Origin of the sequence: Caballeronia glathei (assembly GCF_000698595.1) — a bacterium.
In the GTDB taxonomy this organism is placed as follows: domain Bacteria; phylum Pseudomonadota; class Gammaproteobacteria; order Burkholderiales; family Burkholderiaceae; genus Caballeronia; species Caballeronia glathei.
The window spans coordinates 38,330-62,104 of the sequence record NZ_JFHC01000051.1 but is presented as its reverse complement, the minus strand read 5'-3'; the positions used below and the strand labels follow the sequence as shown (position 1 = coordinate 62,104).

Annotated in this window: 22 protein-coding genes; 8 read left to right on the top strand and 14 right to left on the bottom strand. The window is 64.6% G+C overall.

The features are described from left to right. Positions 1-324: aldehyde dehydrogenase family protein (locus BG61_RS26720; protein ID WP_035942476.1), on the bottom strand; the 324-nt coding region annotated here is incomplete at its 3' end. A gap of 114 nt (positions 325-438) precedes the next feature. On the opposite strand from BG61_RS26720, the gene BG61_RS26715 reads away from it, so the two are divergent. Together BG61_RS26715 and BG61_RS26710 are read left to right on the top strand one after the other, a co-directional pair. Further along, positions 439-1,341: a LysR family transcriptional regulator gene (locus BG61_RS26715; protein ID WP_035933854.1), complete on the top strand. Its 903-nt coding sequence runs from the start codon at positions 439-441 to the stop codon at positions 1,339-1,341. A 104-nt stretch (positions 1,342-1,445) separates the two neighbouring features. After that, positions 1,446-1,964 carry a class IV adenylate cyclase gene (locus tag BG61_RS26710; protein WP_035933853.1) on the top strand — a complete coding sequence of 173 codons (519 nt, stop codon included), beginning with the start codon at positions 1,446-1,448 and terminating at the stop codon, positions 1,962-1,964. Here the strand turns inward: BG61_RS26710 and BG61_RS26705 are convergent. Next, entirely contained in the window at positions 1,961-2,449 is a 489-nt protein-coding gene (locus tag BG61_RS26705; RefSeq protein WP_035933876.1) for an Lrp/AsnC family transcriptional regulator, read from the bottom strand. The two genes, BG61_RS26710 and BG61_RS26705, sit on opposite strands and share 4 nt — an antisense overlap. Before the next feature lie 136 nt (positions 2,450-2,585). Between BG61_RS26705 and BG61_RS26700 the strand changes: the two genes are divergently transcribed. Continuing rightward, positions 2,586-2,882: a 4a-hydroxytetrahydrobiopterin dehydratase gene (locus tag BG61_RS26700; RefSeq protein WP_035933851.1), complete on the top strand. Its 297-nt coding sequence runs from the start codon at positions 2,586-2,588 to the stop codon at positions 2,880-2,882. Positions 2,883-3,051: 169 nt separating this feature from the next. Here the strand turns inward: BG61_RS26700 and BG61_RS40390 are convergent, their stop codons facing one another. Further along, a complete protein-coding gene (locus BG61_RS40390) occupies positions 3,052-3,282 on the bottom strand; it encodes a DUF3717 domain-containing protein (protein ID WP_035933848.1) in 231 nt (76 codons plus the stop codon). 172 nt (positions 3,283-3,454) lie between these two features. Here BG61_RS40390 and BG61_RS26695 point away from each other — a divergent pair, with 172 nt between their 5' ends. Together BG61_RS26695 and BG61_RS26690 are read left to right on the top strand one after the other, a co-directional pair. Further along, positions 3,455-4,141 carry a response regulator transcription factor gene (locus BG61_RS26695; protein WP_035933846.1) on the top strand — a complete coding sequence of 229 codons (687 nt, stop codon included), beginning with the start codon at positions 3,455-3,457 and terminating at the stop codon, positions 4,139-4,141. A gap of 18 nt (positions 4,142-4,159) precedes the next feature. Continuing rightward, positions 4,160-5,683 (top strand): sensor histidine kinase, encoded by a 1,524-nt coding sequence (locus BG61_RS26690; protein ID WP_035933844.1) that lies wholly within the window; start codon positions 4,160-4,162, stop codon positions 5,681-5,683. Between the two features lie 86 nt (positions 5,684-5,769). Here the strand turns inward: BG61_RS26690 and BG61_RS26685 are convergent, their stop codons facing one another. The 9 genes from BG61_RS26685 to BG61_RS26645 form a co-directional block, all read right to left on the bottom strand. Beyond that, positions 5,770-6,219 carry an SET domain-containing protein gene (locus BG61_RS26685; RefSeq protein ID WP_051672800.1) on the bottom strand — a complete coding sequence of 150 codons (450 nt, stop codon included), beginning with the start codon at positions 6,217-6,219 and terminating at the stop codon, positions 5,770-5,772. Positions 6,220-6,484: 265 nt separating this feature from the next. Beyond that, positions 6,485-7,597 (bottom strand): NADH:flavin oxidoreductase/NADH oxidase, encoded by a 1,113-nt coding sequence (locus BG61_RS26680; protein WP_035933842.1) that lies wholly within the window; start codon positions 7,595-7,597, stop codon positions 6,485-6,487. Between the two features lie 98 nt (positions 7,598-7,695). Further along, the gene (locus tag BG61_RS26675) at positions 7,696-8,397 is read right to left on the bottom strand and encodes an MOSC domain-containing protein (RefSeq protein WP_035933840.1); all 702 of its coding nucleotides are present in this window, start codon (positions 8,395-8,397) and stop codon (positions 7,696-7,698) included. Positions 8,398-8,421: 24 nt separating this feature from the next. Then, a complete protein-coding gene (locus tag BG61_RS26670; protein ID WP_035933837.1) occupies positions 8,422-9,147 on the bottom strand; it encodes a glutamine amidotransferase in 726 nt (241 codons plus the stop codon). 121 nt (positions 9,148-9,268) lie between these two features. Then, positions 9,269-9,913: a MarR family winged helix-turn-helix transcriptional regulator gene (locus BG61_RS26665; protein ID WP_035933835.1), complete on the bottom strand. Its 645-nt coding sequence runs from the start codon at positions 9,911-9,913 to the stop codon at positions 9,269-9,271. A gap of 646 nt (positions 9,914-10,559) precedes the next feature. Next, positions 10,560-11,675, bottom strand: coding sequence for a YbdK family carboxylate-amine ligase (locus BG61_RS26660; RefSeq protein ID WP_035933832.1), 1,116 nt, complete (start codon positions 11,673-11,675; stop codon positions 10,560-10,562). A 44-nt stretch (positions 11,676-11,719) separates the two neighbouring features. Further along, entirely contained in the window at positions 11,720-12,922 is a 1,203-nt protein-coding gene (locus BG61_RS26655; RefSeq protein ID WP_035933830.1) for a cation:proton antiporter, read from the bottom strand. An 822-nt stretch (positions 12,923-13,744) separates the two neighbouring features. Continuing rightward, on the bottom strand, positions 13,745-15,553 hold the full coding sequence (gene mnmC1, locus BG61_RS26650; RefSeq protein WP_035933828.1) for an FAD-dependent 5-carboxymethylaminomethyl-2-thiouridine(34) oxidoreductase MnmC1: 1,809 nt from the start codon (positions 15,551-15,553) through the stop codon (positions 13,745-13,747). 106 nt (positions 15,554-15,659) lie between these two features. Next, positions 15,660-16,676: a DedA family protein/thiosulfate sulfurtransferase GlpE gene (locus tag BG61_RS26645; protein WP_035933825.1), complete on the bottom strand. Its 1,017-nt coding sequence runs from the start codon at positions 16,674-16,676 to the stop codon at positions 15,660-15,662. 272 nt (positions 16,677-16,948) lie between these two features. On the opposite strand from BG61_RS26645, the gene BG61_RS26640 reads away from it, so the two are divergent. After that, positions 16,949-17,227, top strand: coding sequence for an HU family DNA-binding protein (locus BG61_RS26640; protein ID WP_008352404.1), 279 nt, complete (start codon positions 16,949-16,951; stop codon positions 17,225-17,227). A gap of 121 nt (positions 17,228-17,348) precedes the next feature. Here BG61_RS26640 and BG61_RS26635 read toward each other — a convergent pair whose 3' ends face one another. Both BG61_RS26635 and BG61_RS26630 read right to left on the bottom strand, forming a co-directional pair. Beyond that, positions 17,349-18,608 (bottom strand): GTP-binding protein, encoded by a 1,260-nt coding sequence (locus BG61_RS26635; protein WP_035933873.1) that lies wholly within the window; start codon positions 18,606-18,608, stop codon positions 17,349-17,351. 246 nt (positions 18,609-18,854) lie between these two features. Then, the gene (locus BG61_RS26630; protein WP_035933824.1) at positions 18,855-19,298 is read right to left on the bottom strand and encodes a lytic transglycosylase domain-containing protein; all 444 of its coding nucleotides are present in this window, start codon (positions 19,296-19,298) and stop codon (positions 18,855-18,857) included. A gap of 587 nt (positions 19,299-19,885) precedes the next feature. Between BG61_RS26630 and gspD the strand changes: the two genes are divergently transcribed. After that, complete coding sequence (gene gspD, locus BG61_RS26625) at positions 19,886-22,255, top strand: type II secretion system secretin GspD (RefSeq protein WP_051672799.1); 2,370 nt, start codon at positions 19,886-19,888, stop codon at positions 22,253-22,255. Positions 22,256-22,260: 5 nt separating this feature from the next. Further along, on the top strand, positions 22,261-23,775 hold the full coding sequence (gspE, locus tag BG61_RS26620; RefSeq protein WP_051672801.1) for a type II secretion system ATPase GspE: 1,515 nt from the start codon (positions 22,261-22,263) through the stop codon (positions 23,773-23,775).

Genomic DNA, 23,775 nt, shown 5'->3' with positions numbered 1-23,775 from the left:
GGCGTCGCTGAACACCTTGCCGTGCTCCCGGGTGATGAGTTCGGCCAACTCGTCGTGGTGCTCGTCGAGCAGCTGCTTGAACTTGAACATCACGCGGGCGCGCTTGAGCGGCGCGGTTTCGCTCCAGGCAGGGAACGCGGCTTTCGCGGCGGCGACGGCCGCATCGACTTCCGCGACGCTCGCGAGCGGCACGCGCGACGAAACCGCGCCGGTGGCCGGGTTGAACACGTCGCCGAAACGGTCGCTCGTGCCGTCCACCCGCCGTCCGCCGATGAAATGCGACAGCGCCGCAACGCGCGTTTCGCTCTGATGTGTCTCGCTCATGTGCTTCCTCGTTAGCTGGGTCCAGTCACCGATGCTCGAAGCGTACTGCCGGACCTGTCTCGAAATCCAATGAGATATGTTCAATTGCGATATAAGCGGAGTTAATATCAGGCGATGGACTACACCCTGCTCCGCGCCTTCGTGACTGTCGCCCGCGAAGGCAATCTCACGCGCGCCGCCGTTCAGCTGCATCTCACGCAACCGGCGGTGAGCCTGCAGATCAAGAATTTGCAGGAGATGCTCGGCGTCGTGCTGTTTTCGCGCACCTCGCACGGTCTGCTGCTCACGCGCGATGGCGAAGCGCTTCTGCCCCACGCGGAGCGCGCGCTCGCCGCGGCCGGCGAAGTTCAGCGTGCCGCCTCCGCACTACGGCACGAGGTGCGCGGACGGCTGCGCATCGGCACGATTCTCGATCCCGAATTCCTGCGGCTCGGCGGCTTTCTGCGGCAACTGGTGGAAACCTATCCTCAGATCGAAACCGCGCTCAGGCACGGCATGTCGGGCTGGGTGTTCGAGCGCATCAAGGCGCGCGATCTCGATGTCGGGTTCTATATCGGCGACCCGGCCGCCGACGGCACCCGCGACGGCGAGCGCTTTCACGTAGTGACGCTGACGCCGTTCCTGTACCGCGTGCTCGCCCCGGCGGGCTGGCACAACCGCGTGAACAAGGGCAAACGCGACTGGGCCGCGCTCGCCAAGCTGCCGTGGATCTGGACGCCGCCGGAATCGGCGCATCACCGGCTGCTGTCGCGCATTTTCGAGCTGGCGGGCGCCACGCCCGTGATCGTCGCGGAAGTCGATCAGGAGCCGTCGATGCTCGATCTCGTCAAATCGGGCGTCGGCCTCTCGCTTGCCCGCGATTCGATCGCGATCGCGCAGGCGCATGCGCACGCGCTGACGATCGTCGAAGGAATGACGGTGTCCACGCAGCTTTCGTTCATCGCGCTCGCCGAGCGCTGCGACGAGCCCGCGATCGCCGCAGCGCTGCGGCTGATCGAGGATCAATGGTCGGTGTAAATGGCCGATCCAGACAGTGCCCCGGGCGCCATTCGAGCGCCAGTCGCGAAAATTTTGTTAGTCTGAGCCCTGGCTTTTCAACCGGGTTCCAGGAGTTTTCCCACATGGCACGCAACATCGAAATCAAGGCTCGCGCGCATCATTTCGACCAGCTTCGCGAGCGCGCCGCTGCGCTTGCACCCGACGCGCCGCTCATCTTCCGCCAGCAGGACTTCTTCTACGACGTGCCGAGCGGCCGCCTGAAGCTGCGTCAATTCGACGACGGCACGCCGTCGGAGCTGATCTTCTACCAGCGCGACGACCGCGACGGCCCGAAGGTTTCCTACTACTCGCGCAGCCCGGTGACCAATCCGGAAGCGATGCACGCGCTGCTCGCGCAGGCGCTGACGACGCGCGGCATCGTCACGAAGGAGCGCCACGTGTATCTCGTCGGGCGCACGCGGATTCATCTGGATCGCGTGGACGGGCTCGGCGATTTCGTCGAACTGGAAGTGGTGCTCGGCCAGGACGACGACGAAGCCGCGGGCGAAAAGGAAGCACACGACATGTTCGCGCGCCTGGGCGTCGCCCAGAGCGACCTGGTGCCGCTCGCCTACGTGGACCTGCTCGGCCAGCCGGCTTAACTCGCCGCGTCCCCCGACAGGTGCCCGAGCGGCAGCGGACCATTACGCTTGAACGTCGTCAGCACGATGTTCGAGCGCACGCTGTCGACGCCCGGCACCCGCATCAGTTTCTTCATCACGAACGATGACAGCGCGTTCAGGTCGGGCGCGACTATCCGCAGCAGATAGTCGGCGTCGCCCACCGTCGCGTGACATTCGAGCACTTCGGGCAGCATCTCGATCTGCTGCTGGAACTGCTCGATCACCGTATCGCCGTGGTGCTTGAGCTTCAGGCTCGTGAACGCCGTCACGCCGAGCCCGAGCTTTTCAGGCCGCAACACCACGCGATAGCCCTCGATCACACCCGCCGACTCGAGCCGCTGCAGGCGCCGCCCGATTTGCGACGGCGAGAGCGGCACCTGTTCGCCCAGTTGCTGATGCGTCGCGCGTCCGAAGCGCTGAAGCACGTCGAGAAGCGCGAGATCGAAGTGATCGAGTTCCACCATGAGAGTTTCCTGCACAGAATCGCCGAGCATGCGAGTTTACTGCATCGGCACGTGCTTATTGTTTGATCAGACCGGAACGTACGGGACTAGCGCGGCTCATAATTGAAGATTCCCCACACGCAGACCGAGGCACGCGATGAACGACAAGATCAGGCCCGACATGATCGAGCAATTGCTGTCCGAACTGAACGGCTGGCAGGAAGCGCTCGCCGGAAAGGCGATCTACCGGCGCTTCGAGTTCGCCGACTTCAACGAGGCGTTCGGCTTCATGACGCGCGTCGCCATCAAGGCGCAGGAGATGGACCACCATCCGGAGTGGACGAACGTCTACAACCGGGTCGAAATCACGCTCACGAGCCACGACGCCAACGGCCTCACCGACCGCGATGCGAAGCTCGCAAAATTCATCGATTCGATTGCCGCAGACGCGTGACACCGCGCGTCGAAAGTACGGAAAACCGCCGCCCGGACGCATAAGCGGATGACCGTTCTATTACGAACCATGACATCCGTAAAGTGCTCAAAAGTGGGAGAAACGGCGGCGAATCGATACTTCGAAAGCAAATTCGAAGCTTATCGCAAGTCGTTCCATACGCATGCTTTCATTCCGGCATGCTGTTTTTAACGCGCTCGTAAGCTTCCCAGGCTGCGCGGGCGCTGGCGTCCAGCCATCCCGGCGGTATTGAGGACTCACGCTGTACAATCGACTGCGCATACGGCTTTGACAGCGCGCTTGCCTCTTTGCAGAGACTCAGTTCGTCACCCGTCGATGGCGAGCGGTTGCGCCAGAAATTGATTGCGGCTTCGAGTTCGTGGATCGGGATTTCGCGCATGTCCGAGCAGGTAGATATCCGGTTCACAGCCGTTCGCGGCAGCCAGCATGGCCGCGGTGTGCCGCCTTTGACGTAAAAGACTTGAACTGGCTCGAATCCGCGCCGCTGCGTCGATGCTCCCGGTCCGGCCCGCGCCGGTTCGAGCTCAACCCATTGTACTTGAGCGACCCCTATGCGAATCCTTCTGATCGAAGACGACCGCCCCATCGCGCGCGGCATTCAAAGCAGCCTGGAACAAGCCGGCTTCACCGTCGACATGGTGCACGACGGCATTTTCGCCGAGCAGGCGCTCGCGCAGAACCGGCATGAGCTCGTGATTCTCGATCTCGGGCTTCCGGGCATAGACGGCATGACGCTGCTTTCGCGCTTCCGCCAGAGCAACCGCCACACGCCGGTGATCATCCTGACGGCGCGCGATGAACTGCACGACCGCGTGCAGGGCCTGAACAGCGGCGCCGACGATTACATGCTCAAGCCGTTCGAACCGCAGGAGCTGGAAGCGCGCATCCGCGCCGTGATGCGCCGCAGCGGGCCGCATGGCGACGTGCCGCGTCCGGAAGTGTCGCTTGGCGGGCTGCGCCTGTCGGGTGTGGATCGCCGGATCTTCAACGACGAAAAGCCGCTCGAACTGTCGCCGCGCGAATTCGCCGTGCTTGAAATGCTGCTGCTGCGCCATGGCCGTGTCGTCAGCAAGGCACAGCTTCAGGATCACCTGACGCACTTCGGCGGCGACCTCGGCGATACCGCGATCGAAGTCTACGTGCACCGCGTGCGCAAGAAACTCGAAAACACGCGGGTGGAAATCGTGACGGTGCGCGGCTTCGGCTACCTGCTGCAGGAAATCCGGCAGGCCGCGTAAGCGCCTGTCGACGACGCCTTGCGATTCCCTCCCCGGCGCACGAGCGACGAGCGTTTCGCCCGCGACGATTGGCTTCACCTCGCGCAATCCAAGGTGACCGGCACGCCGCCGCCGCCGAGCCTGCGGCAGACCCTGCTGCGCCGGCTCGCGGCGCCGCTGTCGCTGCTCGCCCTGATGAGCGGGCTGATGGCGTACTGGCTCGCCTGGCAGTACACCCAGCACGTGGTCGACCGTTCGCTCGCTGATCTCGCCACCGCGATTTCCCGCCAGATCCAGCTCGCGGGCGTCGATGCGCCCGTGACCGTCCCGCCGCTCGCGCAGGCGATGTTCTCGGACCCCGTCGAGCAGCTGATCTACCGCATCAGCGACGGCGAGAACGAGATCGCCGGCGAGCCCGATCTGCCGCTCACGGGCACGAGCGTGCGGCGCATCCACTACGCGTACGTATTCGAAACGCACTATCAGGGCACGAGCGTGCGCGCGGCCCAGGTGCGCGTGGACCAGCCGCACGGCAATCCGATCGTCGTCGAAGTGGCGCAGCGCGTCGGCTCGCGCTATCGCATTGCGGTCGAGTTCCTGGTCGCGATCATGATGCCGCTGCTCCTCCTGCTGCTCGCAGGCTGGGTGATCGTGTGGCGCGTCGTGAACCAGCAGCTCAATCCGCTGACGGATCTTGCCGACACGCTGAATCAGCAGACACACATCTCGCTCGAGCCCGTTGACGAAACGCACGTGCCGATCGAGATCCGCCCGCTCACGAGCGCGATGAACGGCCTGCTCGATCGCCTGCAGACGGCGCTCGACGCGCAGCGCAAGTTCATCGCCGACGCGGCGCATCAATTGCGCACGCCGCTCACCGCGGTCAAGCTCCACGCAGAACAGGCGGTGAACGCACGCGATCCGGCGAAGGCGCTCGAAGCGGTGAAGGAGCTGCGGGCGTCGGCGGACCGGGCGGTGCGGCTGTCGAATCAGTTGCTCTCGCTTGCCCGCGCCGAGCCGGGCGAGCAGGCGGCGCGTTTCGCCGATTTCGACATCGCCGCGCTTGCTTTCGAAACCGGCGCGGAGTGGGTGCCGCGCGCGCTCGCGGCGCACGTCGATCTGGGCTTCCAGCGCCTCGACGATCCGGAGAACGAGCATCCGCTGTTTGCGCGCGGCAACGTGGTGCTGGTGCGCGAGGTGATCGCCAACCTGATCGACAACGCGCTGAAGTACATTCCGCCGTATCGCCACGAAGGCGCGCGCGTGACGCTCTCCGTAACCGAGTTCACCGACGCATCGAACCGGCGCTTCGGCGAAGTCGTCGTGGAGGACAACGGCCCGGGCGTGCCGCACGACCAGCAGCCGGATCTCTTCAAGCGCTTCTTCCGCGGCGACGGGCAGAACGTGGAGGGCGGCGCGGGGCTCGGCCTTGCGATCGTCCACGACATCATGGTGCTGCACGGCGGCAGTGTGCATTACGAAGACGCGCCGGAAGGCGGCGCACGCTTCATCGTGCGGATTCCGCTGAAGCCACAGGACCCGGGACCGCCCCCTCCGGCATGAAAAAAACGCCACGGCAGCAGCGCTCGCCGTGGCGTTTCTTTCGCGTGGCGCCTGCAAGGCAGGGCCCCTCGCTTTTTGCAGCCGGCCTACTTCTTCAACGCGAGCATGGTGCCCCGGCACTTCTTCGAGCCGCAGCGGCACTCGTATTCCTTCTTGAGCTTCTTCGTGATGCGCCCGTCGATCACGAGACCGTAGTCGTAGTTCAGTTCCTCGTCCGGCTCGATATCGCGGAGTGCGTGGATGAACACGCGGCCTTCCACTTCCTCGGCTTCGCAGTTCGGCGCGCACGAGTGGTTGATGTACTTCGCGCTGTTGCCGTCGATCTTGCCGTCGATCACGTGGCCGTCGTCGAGTGCGAAGTAGAACGTGTGATTCGGTTCTTCCGGATTGTGCGGATGACGGCGCAACGCCTCCTTCCACGTAATGCGTTCGCCCTTGTATTCCATCACCTGCTCGCCCGCCGCAATCCGCCTCGCGGCAAACACGCCCTTGCCATGCACGCCCGAGCGGCGAACGGTGACCCTGCGTGAACTCATCGAATGAATCCTTAAATATCGAACGGTGGGGATGGTTGTCTCGTGCCCGCTTCGATGCGCCGCGCGCGCGTCTAGTCCCGCGAAAAAAGCAGCTGAACGAATCGGAATTAAAAAAACGCGGCGGCCTCGGAGGCGCCGCGTTCTCGTCCTGAACGCATGGCGGCAGGACATCCGGCATCGTACACGTTAGGCGCAGACGAATTCAACCGTCGCAATCAATCCGAAGCACCCTGCGCAACATCCGGTACGCACCGTCGTTCGCGCGCTAGCGCTGGCCGAACGAGATGTCGCCGAACAGCGTCTTCAGCTCGCGCGGCTGCGAACGCCAGTACTGCGGCGGCGCATCGACGCTCGCACCAAGCACGGCCGCGGCGTGCCAGGGCCAGCGGGGATCGTAGAGCATCGCGCGCGCCATCGCGACGAAATCGGCCGTGCCGCTCGCGACGATCTCTTCGGCATGTACAGGGTCGGTAATCAGTCCGACGGCAACGGTGTTCACGCCGGTCGCTTCCTTCACGGCCTTCGCGAAGGGCACCTGATAGCCGGGTTCGAGCGGAATCTTCTGCAGCGGCGACACGCCGCCCGACGACACGTCGACCCAGTCCACGCCACGCTTTTTCAGCTCGTTCGCGAACGCGATGGTGTCTTCGATACCCCAGCCGCCCTCCACCCAGTCCGTCGCCGACACACGCACGCCGACCGGCTTGTCGGCGGGAAACGCCGCGCGCACCGCGTCGAAGATTTCGAGCGGATAGCGCATGCGGTTCTCGAGCGAGCCGCCGTATTCGTCGGTGCGATGGTTGGCGATCGGAGAAAGGAACTGATGCAGCAGGTAGCCGTGCGCGGCGTGCACTTCGATGCCGTCGATGCCGAGCCGCGCCGCCCGCTTCGCCGACGCGACGAACGCCTCGCGAACACGGATGAGACCGGCGGTGTCGAGCGCAAGAGGCGGCGTTTCGTCCGCTTTCTGCGGAACCGCGGAGGGCGCATGCGGCAGCCAGCCGCCTTCGGACACCGGAATCAGCTGACCACCGTCCCAAGGCGCATGACTCGACGCCTTGCGGCCCGCATGGGCAAGCTGCATCGTCACGGCGATCTTCGAATGCTTGCGGATGGCCGCGAGCACTGGCTTGAGCGCGGCTTCGGTGACGTCGTCCCACAGGCCGAGGTCGCCGGGCGTGATGCGGCCCTCGGGCTCCACCGCCGTCGCCTCGATGCACAGCATGGCCGCACCCGAAAGCGCGAGGTGGCCGAGATGGATCATGTGCCATTCGTTGGCTTCGCCACGCTCGGCGGAGTACTGGCACATCGGCGATACGACGATACGATTGGCAAGCTTGACGCTACGCAGCGTGTGCGGTGAAAACAGCGCGCTCATGACGGATTTCCGGTGAGGAAAAGGAGCGGACCAGAATATCACTTCGCTTTTTTTCCTGCAGATCGCGCACGGCTCGCGCGTGATTCGATTCTTCGCGTCTAGCCCGCGGGCATGTCGAGGCGGCCCGTCCACGACTCCACCTGGCCGCTTTCAAGGCGCTTCGCCGCGGTCTTGCGCCATCCCGGACTGAGCGCGTCGAGCGCGGCCATGCCTTCGAGCGATGCGCGATCGTCGCGATCCACGTAGAGCACGCGCAGGAGACGCGCGACGCTCCATTCGGGATGCGGCCGCGCGAGACGCTCGACGCTGTCCCCCGCACCGATCTCGCCCGGCTCCAGCACGCGGTAGTACCAGCCGGTGCGGCGCGTATCCTGGACGCGGCGCGACATGTCATCGCGGGAGAAGCGCAGGTTGAGCTTCCAGCATGGCTGACGCGGCTGCGAAACCTGCACGATCGCCGTGCCGATGCGAAACACGTCGCCCACGCACACATCGTGTTCGCCGACACCGCGCGACGACAGGTTCTCGCCGAACGCGCCGGGCTTCTCGAAACGCGCAAGACCGGCCGTGCCGGCGGGCCATTCCTCGCGCCAGCTCGCGTAGTGATCGAACGAATAGTGAAGAAGCGCCTTTTCCGGGCCGCCGTGGTGCTTGCGCTCGAACTGCTCGTCGCCTTCGAGACCGGTTTCGCCCACCGCCACCCGCTCGGACACGGGCGTCTTGTGGATGGCGCTTTTCTTGCCCAGCGTGCCGAGCGGCGCGACCTTGCCGATCAGTACGGCATCGAGTATGGTCTGCATGAATCTGAACCTCGTGTCGGACGTTTACCGGGCGAGCCCGAACGCGAACCGGTCGAGCCATTCGCCGAACATCGCGCGGGCGGCACGCTCGAGCACCGGGCCGTGGCGCGCGGTGTCCTCGCGCAGCGACCTCACGTCGGTGGCGCTCTGCGCGATATCGCCCGGATACGCGACGAGCCAGCTTTCGAAGCGATCGGCAAGGACTTCCGGATGACATTGCAGCGCGAGCACGTGCTCGCCCCAGGTGAACGCCTGATTGGCGCAAGCGGGCGTCGACGCGAGATGCGTGGCGCCGGCGGGAAGATCGAACGTATCGCCGTGCCAGTGAAAGACGGGTATCGGCTGGCCGTCGGCTTCGAGATGACGAAGCGCCGACGCGCGGCCAGCTTCGGTGAGCGTCAGCGGATGCCAGCCGAGCTCCTTTTGCGCGGCCGGATAGACGCGGGCGCCGAGCGCGCGGGCGATCAGCTGCGAGCCGAGACAGATGCCGATGGTCGGCAGCCCCGCTGCGATGCGCTTTTCCAGCATTGCAAGGAGCGGCGCGAGGTGCGGGTAGCTGGCTTCCTCGTAGGCGCCGATCGGCCCGCCGAGCACGACCATCAGCGACGGATCGAGCGGATTCGGGGCGTCGATGCGGGCGCGGCCGACATCGAGATAGCGCACGAGGTGGCCGCGGTCGCCGAGTACCAGTTCGAGATTGCCCAGATCTTCGAAATAGACGTGGCGGATCGCCAGGACTTCATGTTTCATCGGCAGGATTTCCGTGGCTGCAGACTGCGAATAGATGACGGGCCGCGCCGCCTCAATGGGGGCACGACCCGAAACAGTCTAACCGACTCGCCGCAAGCTCACATCCCGCCGAATGGCGCCTTCAGGCCACCTGGGCGAAAACCTTCCAGCTCTTCTTCTGCGTCGAGACGTCGGCTTCTTCGTATACCGAACAATCGAGCCGCAGATCGGTGTCGGCCATCGAAATCTGCAGCAGCGCGCAGTGATGCGGCGAGCGCTTCGGATTCTTGCTGACCTCGAAGTGCGCACACGAAAGACACATGCGGTGCGCCGGAATCTGTTCCTGCGCTTCCAGCTGACGGATCGTTTTCAGCAGCGTCCGATAGAACGCCGCCTGCTCGTCGTCGCGCAGCGTGCCGACCGCCTTCGCCAGGAAGTCCGGCCATTGCAGCGCGCGCTTCGCCGCCGTGCGGCCCCGCGCCGTCAGACGTACCGCGAGCGCGCGGCCATCGTCGATCGCGCGGCGCTTTTCCACCAGCCCCTTGCCTTCCAGCGTGCTGACGGCATCGCTCGTCGTCGCGGCGGTCAGCGCGGTTTCCCGCGCGATTTCGCCGAGCCGCATCGGACCCTTGCGCTGCATCAGCAAAACGAGAATTTCGCCCTGGGTCGGCGTAAGCCCCGCGCCTTCCGCCCATTCCCAAGCCTGGCTGCGCATCGCCGTGCTCAGCCGCAGCAGGCCGTGCGTTACCCGCCCGGTGGCCTGCTCACCATAAACGCCTTCGCTCATAGTCTTTCGCTTCTTGTTCCGCTCATGTGTTTTGACAGCGGACACCCGCAGACGACACGCGCTTTGCGCCATCGTGCCGCAGGCCTCTTCGCGTTCCTTCCCTGCCCGCGAATTCCGCCATCTCAAAATTCAGGCATTCCAATACACGATCGTCACGCCTGAAGGGACATTGCAACTCTTCGCGCTTGTATGCTGAAGCCAGCGCTTTCTTCCTTTCCCGCCGTGCCTCGCCATTCAGCGCAGCCGGCAAAAACGACATTCTAAGCGACACGGAAGAAACGTACACCTTAGTTATCCCCGCGAATCTGTGGATAACCCGCGGGACAACCTGTCTTTTCGATGTGCGCGGATTCTGGACAACTCTGCGTGCCACGCCGGGTGCTTCCGGGTTGTCCTCGGCTCCGGCGAGCGACGCACGCCAATCGAGTGCACTTATCTCGACGCTAGTCCTTTGACTTTGCTTGGCTTTTTGCAGTTGTCCACAGAATCTTCCAGTCCTTGTTAACTACTATTACGTATGTATACGACTCTATTCAGGTAAACCTTAGAAACATCCTGTCGGAACGCATAGGCGCTGACAAACAAAAAAAATCCAAAAAAAAGCCCGCTCGAAAGCGGGCCGATTCAATCGCGGCGCAATAAGCGATCATTGACGCCATTGCAGACATTGCTGCCGCACCGCTTCGTGCAGCGACTTTTCCTTGGCGAAGACGCCGCGCAGCCACGTCGCATCGTTCACGCCACCGCGCGCGATTTCGCCGACCTGACGAAGCGCTTCCGTCGAGCCGAGCGCCTCGGCATGCGGGGCGATGACATCGAGCGTTTCGAGAATGTCTTCCGCGATGGTCCGCCGCTCGCCCGTCTGCGGATTGACGCAGCTTCCTTCCATGCCGAAGCGGCAAGCTTCGAAACGATTGAAGGTATAGACGAGGTAGTCGTCTTCCTTCAGCGTGAGCGGCTTGTCGAGCAGCAGATAACGCGACAGCGTCTGGATGTAGCAGGCGATCGCCGCCGCCCGGTCCACCGAGAGCGGCGTGTCCATCACCCGCACTTCGATCGTGCCGAAGCCGGGCTTCGGGCGGATGTCCCAGTAGAAGTCCTTCATGCTGTTCACGACGCCCGTGCTCACCATCTTCGAGAAATATTCCTCGAAGCTGTCCCACGTGAGCGCGAACGGCGCGCGGCCCGAGAGCGGAAAGGCGAATACCGAATTCAGCCGGGCCGAGTGAAAGCCGGTGTCGACGCCCTGGATGTAAGGCGAGGAAGCCGAAAGCGCAATGAAATGCGGAATGAACCGCGACATGGAATGCAGCAGAAAGAGCGCGCTGTTCGGATCCGGGCAGCCGATGTGAACGTGCTGCCCGAACACCGTGAACTGCTTCGCAAGATAGCCGTACAGTTCGGAAATGTACTGAAAGCGCGGCGTATCGAAGATCTGCCGCTCGCTCCATTGCTGAAACGCGTGCGTGCCGCCGCCGCACAGGCCGACGTTCAACTGGTCCGCCGCGGAGACAAGCGTGTCGCGGATCGCGCGCAGGTCGGTGACGGCCTGTTCGTGCGTCGTGCAAATGCCGGTCGACAGCTCGATCATGCTTTCCGTGATTTCCGGCGTGATGTTGCCCGGAATCTTTTCGTCCTTGATGAGACGCATCAGATCGGACGCGGCCTTGGTCAGATCGTAGTCGTGCGTGTTGACGACCTGGATTTCCAGTTCGACGCCGAACGTGAACGGTTCAGAGTTGATGAAGGGTTCGAGTGACATGGCGCCTCTTGATTAATCGATGCTTCCGGTTGACTTCAGTGCCCTTACTCGCGCCGCTCGCCGACCGCCGACAGGCTGCGGTACACGAGAAACGGCGCCACGATCTGCAGCACGACGATCGAGCACATGACGATCGCGCGCAGCGTCGGGTCGTAGTCGGGATACAGGACATACATATCGTCCACGAGCAGGTACGCGAGCGCCGACATGGGCGACAACGCGACGCCGAGCGCCGCGCCCTGCTTCCAGTTCAGGCCGCTCGGCTTCGCGAACATCAGCACGCCGACGAGCTTGCCGACAAAGCGCGCCGCGATCAGCGCGAGCGCCGCCACGCCGCCGAGCACGATGTCGCGCCATTCGAACGACGTGAGCGTGAGCGCGAACAGGATCACCGTGAGCAGCCACCCCGCCGAGCCGAAGTGCGTCGGCCAGAGTTGCGGGCGCTCGTCGGCGTTCTTCACGATGATGCCAGCGGCCAGCAGCGCGAGGATCGTCGAAAGCTTGAACACATGCGCAATCGCGATCGCGAGCAGCACGAGCCCGAAGAGCGCGACGAACGAATGCTCGTCGTTCGCGTTGAGCCGCCGGTACAGCAGGTTGCAGGCGCGCGCGAGCAGGAACGCGAGCACGAGCGAGCCGAGCAGCAGATAGAGCGGCTGCACGATCGTCGCGAACGCGTTGCCGTAGATTTCCTGATGCAGTACGCCCGCTGCGAGCTTTTCGATCACCACCGCGTACATGCTGTTCAGCGCGGTCAGCGTCATCAGGCGCTGCGTGACCTGCCCTTCGGCGCGCAGTTCGGTTTTCAGCTGGATGACCATGGCGGGCGACGTCGCCATCGCGATCGCGGCGATCACGATCGACGGCATCGTCTGCACATTGCACATCATGAGTGCGATCAGGACGAGAACGAAGGTCAGCGTCGACTCGGCGATGCTCGACAGAATCAGGTACGGATTGCGGCGAATCCAGCGCAAATCGAGCCGGCTGCCGAGTTCGAACAGGAGCAGGCCGAGCGCGACGTCGAGCAGCGGCCGCGACAGCCCGGCTGCGCTCACGTCGATCACGCCGAAGCCCGCATTGCCCGCGATCAGGCCGATCACCGCGTAGCCGGTGATGCGCGGCAGGCGCCAGGCCCGCCATAGCAATTCGCCGCAGAGCCCCGCGGCGACGAGCGCGAGACCGGCCCAGAAAATGGCGTCGGGTTCGAGCGGCCAGGCGGGTAGAAACGAAAATGCCGAATTCATCGTGATGGCTTCTCCTTCGCAGCGTTCAGCAGATGATGCACGTGAACTGTTACGTGACTCGCGCGTGTACAGCGAAACACCCGCGGACGATTGACCCCGTCCGGCATTTCGATCGTTGGTTCACTCAGGCGAAACGAATTTCGGAACCGAACACGGCGTCACGGACAGGCCGTGCCTTGATTAGACGAAGCGCCGGCCGCGCCACACGGCCGCACGTGCCGCGTCTTGTCGACAGCGGGAACACACGACAACCTGGCTCAATCGCGAGACCGGACACAGCAAACGATGGTTGTCGGCTTTGGTGATTCAGATTCTGACCGCACGACCATCGTTCCGTTGAAAGCGGACGCCGTTTTCAACGGCGTGACGCGGGAAGAAGGGCGATTGTGCCATAGCTCAAAACACAACACAGTCTTTGGCTAACACAATGATTCAATGAGGTAAAAGCAACCGGAAACACTTGGAATAACAGGAAAAAACGACCTCCTTATGATCCGATTTTTGTCGGGAACCTGGCGAATGGCGCTTCCGATGGAGGCCGGTTCAGGTGTTTACAGGTCTACCGTATGTATACGTAGTAGCAGTTAACAAGCCCGCCTCATTTCTGTGGATAACCCGCTTTTCACGTTTGGATTCAGCGGCTTGAAGAGAGTAAAAGCGGCAGGTGAACGTGTGCGCCGAGCGAAGGCAACTCGGAACAACTTTTGCGCGCAACGCGCGGACGCCGAGTTGTCCCGTTTACGCCCACAACGAGTGCACAAGTCTTCAGCCCGCTCTTCGACGCGTTATCCACAGGTCGCGGTGGATAACGCGTCGGCTGTGTCAGGAGAATGCGCCGTGACGCAAGGCGCGCAGGAGGAATCGCGCCGGGTCGACGGCCTCGGCCAGTTCGCGCTCGATCGGCCACGGCTCGCCTTCGATCTGCGACGCGATCAACTCTGCGCCCAGTGCCGACCAGACGAGCCCCCGCGAGCCGAATGCGAACGCGCCGAAAAGCCCCGGCGCGCGCGGAAGATCGAGCGGCCACGCGCCCGAAAGGCGTGCGGCGCTGGCGCGCGAGGCGGCTTCGTCGGCGAGCTGGCCGATCATCGGCATGCGGTCGCTCGTCACGCATCGGAACGCGACGCGGCCTTCGGGCGCGCTGGCTGTCCATCCGTTCAGCGACGGTAGCATGCCGGCAACGCGTTTAACGTTTTCCTCATGGCTCGCGGGACGAATGTCGCGACCCGTGTCGTCGATGTCGTAGGTGGCGCCCGTCAGCGTGCGATGCGTGTGAAGCGGCACCGCATAGCCGTCACCGACGACCGGCACCCGCAGCGCGTCGAGCGGCGTGTTCTCGAGCACGGTCAACTGGCCGCGCACGGAGCGCGTCGGCTGGCCGTACAGTCCGGCGAGCCGTTCCGCGTCGTGCGCGTTCGCCAGCACGACGACCGGTGCCCGGGCGATTTCTTCGCCGTTCGAATCGAATGCGCGCCAGATGCGGCCATCGTGTTCGATACGCGCAACGTGCGTATCGAAGCGGCGCGTGAGCGCGTCGCCGGCCGCCGCGCACTGCGCGGCGCAGACCGCCGCAGGCGAGATCGCTCCGCCATGCTTGAAGAACCAGCCGCCGCGCGCCACCTCGATTCCGGCAATGCGCGACGCTTCGTCTTGCGTCGCCGCGACCGCGTACGATTCCGGAAAGCCGAAGTGCGCGATGGCGTCGGCGAGTGCGCGGGCGTCTGCGGGCGTATCGGCGATCTGGAGCAGGCCGCGGCTGCTGCGCTGCAAATCGTGCCCGGCCTGTTCCAGTTCGGTCCAGTGGCACAGCGCATGGAGAAAGCCCGCGCGCGTGAGGCGGGCGGCGACGCTATCGTCGCGCCAGACGATCGGATGAAACACCCCGGCGGGATTGCCCGATGCGTCGCGGGCGACTTCCGCGTGGCGGTCGATCAGCGTCACGTGCCAGCCGCGCGACGCAAGGCGCGACATCACGGCGCAGCCTGCAAGACCCGCGCCGATCACAATCGCTTCGCGTTCCGAAGCGGATGTGGCAAGCGGCGGTTCGTGACGGCGCACGCGCCAGCGCGGCGCGAAGCGCGCGGTAATCGGCATGTTCAACGTTTGCGATGCCTGATCGACGGCGAAACCAGCCGCTTCGAGCGAGCGCGCGAGTTGCGGATGCGGCCCGGCGTGGACGACGGCACCGTCACCCGCGATGCGCGCGAGCGACTTGCACGTGGCGAGCGCATCGTCGTCGGGATCGATGCGCAGACGAATCGCATCGGCACGCAGCCACAGCTTTTGCAGCACGTGCGGGCCGTCGCCGATGGCGAGTGTGAGCACGACACGCCCCGACTCGAATTCCAGCCGATGCACGCCTGCCACCCGCATCGGCCACACGCGCGCGAGTTGCCGCACGAAGTGCGGGTCGTCCGTGGCGGGCGCGTGTGAAAGCGTGTCGAGCGTTCCCGTCGATACGTAGTGCAGCCGTTCGCAGCGCGCGGGATCGTCGCGCCACGCGGCCCATGCGGCGAGGAAACGGCGGCCGTCGTCGAAATGCGTATCGACGGCCGTAAAGATGCGGCGCTGCGGCCAGTGCGCGGCCCAGGATTCGCCGTCGAAGCGAGCGGGAGATAGCGGATCGGTCATTCGGTCAGTGCAATGCCGTCCGGTTCAACGAACCGCTTCAACGAACCGCGAAAGTCAGTTGAAAGACCGGACGACGGTTCAAATCGGATCGCGCGCGGGCAGGCATTCACGACGATGCCGACTTCGCGACCGCACGCTTCATGTCCTTCGCCGCGGCATCGAGCAAGATGGGTTCGAGCGTGTAGCCGGCTGCGCGCCACGCGTCGAGACCGCCCAGAAGCGGCGCGACGTCCGTGAAGCCATGCTCCTTCATTTGCTGCGCGACGAGTGCCGCCGACACCTCGTTCGGACAGTCGCAGTACAGCACGAGCTTGCGGTCGCGAGGCAGGTCCGCGAGTTGCGGCACGGGGTCGCCGTCGCGCAGCGTGAGCGCACCAGGGATCACGTAAGGGTCGATCATGCGGCCCTGCTCGCGCCGCACGTCGACGACGAGCGGCGGCGGCTCGCCCGCAAGAAGCGCGCGCAATTGCTCGATGTTGATGCGTGTCATGCGCAGGCGCCGCACGAGCGACATGCGATGCCACCAGCGCGCCGCCATGTACAGCACGAGTGCCGCGGCAACGATCACGAGCGCGCCGCGCCCGAGCCAGTCGAGCCAGACGAGCACCGTATCGACCGCGGTCGCGAACAGGCTGCCGATCGCGACGCCGGCCGTTGCCCACAGCGCCGCGCCGATCGCGTCGTAGATCAGGAAGCTGCCGAGCGACACGCCCGTCGCACCGGCCACCGGAATCGCGAGTGTCGAGAGCCCGGGAATGAACTTGGAGATGGTCAGCACGCGCACGCCGAAGCGTCCGAAGAAACCTTCGCTGCGCGAGACGCACGAATCGCGCGACATCGACAGCTTGCACATGAACCTCAGCACGCGGCTGCCGTAGCGCCGCCCGAGCCAGAACCAGACGAGATCGCCGATCAGCGCGGCGGCAATCGCGACACCCGCGATCGCCAGCAAGGTGGATTGGGGAAGCCACGCATCCGGGCTCGAACCGAGGGTCGCGGCGGATGCGATCGCACCCGTGAGAACCAATGTGGGCAAGGCTGGAAGGGGTAAACCGAGCGACTCCAGCAGAACGTTGGCAAAAACCAACGGCAACCCGTATTCGACGATCAGCTCTCGTAGCATGGATCGGACCCAAGGATTGAACGGCCGCAAAATACCACGTGTGCCCAAAATTTAAGGGTAATTCTTTGAAACCCTTATCCTGATTGGGTTTGCGCTGCGTTATGATACCAAGCGCCGCATAGAAAGGCGGCAGGACGGCCATGATGTGGACAGACGCCAGATCACCGGCCGGGGGCGCCGGAATGCCGCCACCACTCGACTGCACGGCCCGCGCACGTATAATCGGCGCGTTCGCGCTGTTCGTGTCAACCTAAACTGATAAAGGAACCTTAATGAACAAACAGGAACTGATCGACGCCGTAGCCGCTCAGACCGGCGCCAGCAAGGCTCAAACCGGCGAAACGCTGGACACGCTGCTCGAGGTGATCAAGAAGGCTGTATCGAAGGGTGACGCAGTGCAGTTGATCGGCTTCGGCAGCTTCGGCTCGGGCAAGCGCGCAGCGCGCACCGGCCGTAACCCGAAGACCGGCGAATCCATCAAGATTCCGGCCGCCAAGACCGTCAAGTTTACGGCTGGCAAGGCATTCAAGGACGCAGTGAACAAGCGGTAAGTTTTTTGCCGATTGTCAGGCTACCCCGGTAGCACGCTGGACACGACCCGCCCGCTGGCGGGTTTTTTTTCGGCCTTGCGAGATGCGTGATCGATGCGTCATCGATGCGTCCGGCACGCGCTCAATGCGCGTGATGTCCGCAATCGCAGTCGTCTCCGTGATCGTGGTCGTGGTCATGCTCGTGGTCATGTTCCTCGATGTCCCACGGCGGAAACGGATCGTTCATCTGGTTCCATGCTTCCGGTCCGGCGGCCCATTCTTCGTCGCTCAGAAGGCACGCGTCGAACTTGCGTTGCCACTCGTTCGCGTCCAGATCGACGCCGATCAGCACCAGTTCCTGACGGCGGTCGCCGATGCTCGTATCGTCCGGGTCGCCATACCAGTCCGCGACAATTTCCGCTTCCAGTTCCGCGTCGCCCGTCGGCCACTCGCTGCGATCCTGCGCCGCCCACCACACGCCGGCCGGCCCGTGTCGGCAGGCGCCGCCCGCCTGCGACAGCGATCCGCCGACATCGCTGCGCGTCGCGAGCCAGAAAAAGCCCTTGCTGCGCAGCACGCCAGGCCACTCCTGATGCAGCAGCGTCCACAGACGCTCCGGATGAAACGGCCGCCGCGCCCGGTAGACGAAATGGCCGACGCCGAATTCATCAGGCGTGCCGTCGGGTTCTTCATCGGCGTTGAGCGTCGCGAGCCAGCCGGGCGCGCTTGCCGTCGCGTCGAAATCGAAGCGGCCCGTGTTCAGCACGTCGGCGGGCGGCACTGCGCCGAAGCGCGCGTCGATCAGCTCCGCACGCGGATTGATGGCGTGCAGGATGCGCCTCAACTGCCCGACCTCCTCCGCGCTCACGAGATCCGTCTTGCTCACGACCATCACGTCGCAGTACTCGATCTGCTCGACGAGTACTTCGACGACCGTACGATCGTCCTCCTCGCTGCCCGCGCTGCCCGCGCTGTCCGCGATTCCGCGCCCGGCAAGCGCCTCTGCCGACGCATAGTCGCGCATGAAGTTCGACGCGTCGACCACGGTCACCATCGTATCGAGGCGCGCGATCTCGGATAGCGACGCGCCTTCGTCGTCGGCGAACGTCAGGGTTTCGGCGATCTGCATCGGGTCGGCCGCGCCCGTCGATTCGATCACGATCACGTCGAAGCGCTGTTGCGCCGCGATACGCTCGATCAGCGCGGACGGATCGCCGGAAAGCGCGAAGCGCGCGCAGCCGTTCGGCATTTCGACGCATTCCTTGCCCGCGTTCGCCTCGGTGCCGGCGATCCCGGCGATCCGGAGGCCATCGCCGTGCGTCAGCAGATGATCGAGGAGCGTGGTCTTGCCCGCGCCCGAGAAGCCCGAAAGCACGGTGACTGGCAGTGGCGGCTGGTTCATCGGCATGGCGCGCATGGCGCGGTGAGAGGTGGCGCAGTGGACGGTCGAGGCGGCCGGCAAAATGCGGCCACGGGCGGCAAAACGCGACGCGATGCGACGAACGCTCCGCTCACGCCCGTCCGACGCGTGAATGAAGTCTGCTGGAGGATGAATTGTGCATCAAAACGCGGCTGCGCCGCCGCGCGATGCCTGGATGCCGAAAGGGCCAGAGCTTGAGGCGGCCGGAGCTTGAGGTGGCCGGAGCCTTCAGCGCGAAGCCTGGAGCAGCTTCCAGCGGCTCAGGATATCGATGATCTGCCGTGAATACTTGTCGCGCAGCGCAGGCGTTTCCGAGTGATAGGCGCCGACCGCCTGCCAGGTATTGCCATACTTGTTCATCTTCTGACGCAGATGCCAGGCCGCGACGTACACGCTCTTGCACGGCTCCATCAGCGTGCCGCTGGAAATGCCGTACTGCGAAAGCGTGTTCAAATGAATGGAGTTGATCTGCATCAGCCCGTAATCGGTGGAGCCGTTGGCATTCTTGTTGATGGCGTCGGGCTTGTTATGAGATTCCTGCCAGGCGATCGCACGCAGGATCAGCGGATTGACCTTCTGGTATTTCGCGGCCTCGTCGAAACAGTCGGCATGTGCCGACGCGGCCGCTATCGAGGCGCAAACGCCGATGTAAACTCGCAGGAATCGCTTCATCTATCTCTACCCACCCGCCCGCATGGAGCGCAACGCCAATCGGACCGCACTGGCGAGCGCCGAAAACGTCGGCTTGCCTGTGCCTCATCGGGAAAACCCGCCCTGGATGCCGGCGTCCCGGAATCCAGAACCGCCCGTATCATACCGGCAGACTATTGCCTCCAGAAGTCGGCCATCGGACATAGGCAAGGAATTCCGCGCCAAACCTGTACCGCCGTGAGCGCCAGCGCACACAAGGCGAAGCGGCATGCCGGAGGATGGTAGATCCGGGGCGCACACGGAGTTTCGCCTTCTGTCGCTAAAAAAATGCGCCGATACGCAACCTTTCATCCGTTTTACGTCCGTATTCCGGAATGCTTTAGACATCATCGCAAAATAGGCCGAAGGAAAAAAGGAAACGCGAATCCTTGTGACAAATCGGTCATTAAAAGCTGGTATGGTTCACGTTTTTAAGATAATTGGCAGTGCCCGTAGAACAGCCTGAGATCGTTGTGGGCAGGCGTTTTCAGCGGGTTTGAATGGCACGACGCAGCCGGTCGCGGGCGGAATGCCCCGGCCTTGAAATGACACTCATGAGAAGAAAATGTATGGCACTGCGTCGCACGGCGACGGCGCTGCTGGTCGCGGGGCTTTTCGCCGCCCAGGTCGCACAGGCACAAGTGACGCTGAATTTCGTCAATGCGGATATCGATCAGGTCGCCCGCGCCATCGGCGCTGCAACCGGCAAGACGATCATCGTCGACCCGCGCGTGAAGGGGCAATTGAATCTCGTGTCGGAGAATTCCGTTCCTGAAGAGCAGGCGCTGAAGATTCTGCAATCCGCGCTGCGGACCCAGGGCTTCGCGCTCGTGCAGGACCACGGCGTGCTGAAGGTCGTACCGGAAGCCGACGCCAAGCTCCAGGGCGTCCCTATTTATGTAGGCAACGAGCCGGTTGCGCGCGGCGATCAGGTGATCACGCAGGTGTTCGTGCTGAAGAACGAGTCGGCGAACAACCTGCTGCCCGTGCTTCGCCCGCTCATTTCACCGAACAACACGATCGCCGCGTACCCGGCCAACAACACGCTCGTCGTGACGGACTACGCGGACAACGTGCGCCGCATCGCGGGCATCATCGCGGGCGTCGATACGGCCGCCGGCCGCCAGGTCGACGTCGTGCAGTTGAAAAACGCCAACGCCATCGACGTCGCCGAGCAGATGAACAAGCTGCTCGACCCGGGCACGATCGGCAGCACCGACGCGACGCTCAAGGTGACCGTCACGCCCGACCCGCGCACCAATTCGCTGATGCTGCGGGCATCGAGCGGCTCGCGGCTCGCCGCGGCCAAGACGCTCGCGCAGAAGCTGGATGCGCCGACGTCGCAGCCGGGCAACATGCACGTGGTCGCGCTGCGCAACGCCGATGCCGTGCGGCTCGCGAAGACGCTGCGCGGCATGCTGGGCAAGGGCGGTGGCGGCGGAGGAGGCGACAGCTCGTCGAGCAGTCAGGGCAACTCGAACCAGTCGGGCGGCTTCGGCCAGAACTACGGCTCGTCCACCTCGACCGGCACGGCCGGCATGCCGCCGCTGCCGGGCGGCTACGGCGGCGGCGGGGGCTCGGGCAGCAATCCGATGGCGGGCGGCTCGCAGAACAAGGACAGCGGCTTTTCCAGCAACAAGGACAGCGACAGCGGCGGCGACCAGCAGGGCGGCATGATCCAGGCCGATGCCGCCACGAATTCGCTCATCATCACCGCGGCGGAGCCGGTCTACCGGAATCTGCGCTCGGTCATCGACCAGCTCGACGCGCGCCGCGCGCAGGTGTACATCGAGGCGCTGATCGTCGAACTCTCGGCGACGACGGGCGCGAACCTCGGCATCCAGTGGCAGGGGCTTTTGCTGTCCAACGGCGGCAACAACGCGATTTACGGCAGTTCCAGCTTCGGGACGGGAAACCAGAACATCGTCGACCTGACGCTCGCCGGCAACGCGGCCGCGCAGAATCCGTCGGCGCTCGCGGGCGCGACGGGCCTTCTCGCGCCGGGCCTGAATGTCGGCCTGCTGCACAAGTTCGGCAACTTTTTCGGGCTGGGCGGCCTGCTCCAGGCGCTTTCGACGTCGTCAGACGCCAACGTTCTCTCCACGCCTAACCTGATCACGCTCGACAACGAGGAAGCGAAGATCATCGTCGGCCAGAACGTGCCGGTGGTGACGGGCTCGTACGCCACGCCGACCGCGAACACGGCGACTTCGGTCACCGCGTTCAACACGTTCGACCGGCGCGATGTCGGCGTGACGCTGCACGTGAAGCCGCAGATCACCGACGGCGGCATCCTCAAGCTTCAGCTGTACCAGGAAGATTCGAGCGTCGATCCGACCACGACGAACAACCCCGGCGGCGTGACGATCAACACGCGCTCGATCCAGTCGACCATCCTCGCCGACGACGGCGAAATCGTCGTGCTGGGCGGCCTGATGCAGGACAAGTACAACGCCGGCAACAGCAAGATTCCGCTGCTCGGCGACATTCCGCTGATCGGCAGCCTCTTTCGCAGCGAGAACAAGACGCGCGAAAAGACCAATCTGATGGTGTTCCTGCGCCCGGTGATCGTGCGCGACCAGGCGACCAGCACGCAGCTCGCGAACGCGCGCTACGACTATCTGCGCCAGCAGCAGTACGGCTCGCAGTCGGACAACCGCCTCATCAAGGACAAGGACGTGCCAGTCCTGCCGCCCGCGCCGATCGGGCCGAGCCAGGGCGGCGTGCCCGCGCAGAATCTCTTCGACTGGAACAACATGACGCGCGGCACGGTGCCGCCCGGCAGCACGACGCTGCCACAGGCGCCGAACGCGCCGCCCGCGCCGTCGGGACCCGTTCCTCCGGGACAGCCGGCCAATAACGGAGCGGTGAACTACGCGGTACCGAACAACGCGCCGCCCGCCGCGCCGCTCATGAGCGACCCGGGAGCGCGGCCGTGAACGCCCTGAGCGCCGTCAACGCGCCGGCCGGCACCGGCGGCACCGCTGGCACCGGCGGCACAGCGAGCGGCGGCGCGCCCTCGCCGCTCGCCGCCCGGCTCGTGCCCTACGGCTTCGCGCGCACCGGGCAGATTCTCGTCGCGCATCAGTACGCGGACAGCATCGAGGTCTGGATCAGCGAGAAGACGAGCGATGCCGCCCTCGCCGAAGTCGCGCGCAACTTCGGCGCGCTGACGGTGGTGCGCATGCCCGCCGCCGAGCTTTCCGCCGCGATCAATTCCGCGTACGCGCGCAACGACGGCAGCGCGGCGCAGGTGGTCGGCGAGGTGGAGGGCGAAGTCGACCTGTCGCGGCTGATGCAGGACATTCCTGAAGTGGAGGACCTGCTCGAATCGGAAGACGACGCGCCGATCATCCGCATGATCAACGCGCTCCTCACGCAGGCGGCGCGCGAGCAGGCGTCGGACATTCACATCGAGCCGTTCGAGAATGCGTCCGTGGTGCGGTTTCGCGTCGACGGCACGCTGCGCGACGTCGTGCGCCCGAAAAAGGCGCTGCACGGCGCGCTGATCTCGCGCATCAAGATCATGGCGCAGCTCGATATCGCGGAAAAGCGGCTGCCGCAGGACGGGCGCATCACGCTGCGCGTGGGCGGCCGGCCGGTGGACGTGCGCGTCTCCACGCTGCCGACCGGGCACGGCGAGCGCGCCGTGCTGCGTCTTCTGGAAAAGGACGCGCAGCGCCTGAATCTCGAAAGGCTCGGCATGGCGAGCGACACGCTCGTGCATTTCGACAAGCTGATCGGCCGCCCGCACGGCATCGTGCTCGTGACCGGCCCGACCGGCTCGGGCAAGACGACCACGCTCTACGCCGCCATGTCGCGGCTCGAAACGACGACCACCAACATCATGACGGTGGAAGATCCGATCGAATACGACCTGTCGGGCATCGGCCAGACGCAGGTGAACGAGCGCATCGGCATGACGTTCGCGCGGGCGCTGCGCTCGATCCTGCGCCAGGACCCGGACATCATCATGATCGGTGAAATCCGCGACCTGGAAACCGCGCAGATCGCGGTGCAGGCGTCGCTCACCGGCCACCTCGTGCTCGCGACGCTGCACACCAACGACGCCGCGTCCGCCGTCACGCGTCTCACCGACATGGGCGTCGAGCCGTATCTGCTCGCCTCGTCGCTGCTCGGCGTGCTCGCGCAGCGGCTCGTGCGCCAGCTGTGCCAGGCGTGCAAGGAAGAGCGCGTCGAGGACGGCGTGAAACACTGGCATCCGGTGGGCTGCGAGCGCTGCGGGCAGTCGGGCTACGCGGGCCGCCGCGGCGTGTACGAGCTGCTTCTCATCGACGACGAGATCCGCCCGCTCATTCACCGCAACGCCGCCGACGCCGAAATTCTCGCCGCCGGCCGCGCGCAGGGCATGCGCACGCTGCGCGAGGACGGCAACCGGTGGCTCGCGACGGGCGTGACGTCGCTCGAGGAAGTGCTGCGCGTGACGGGCGGAGAGTAA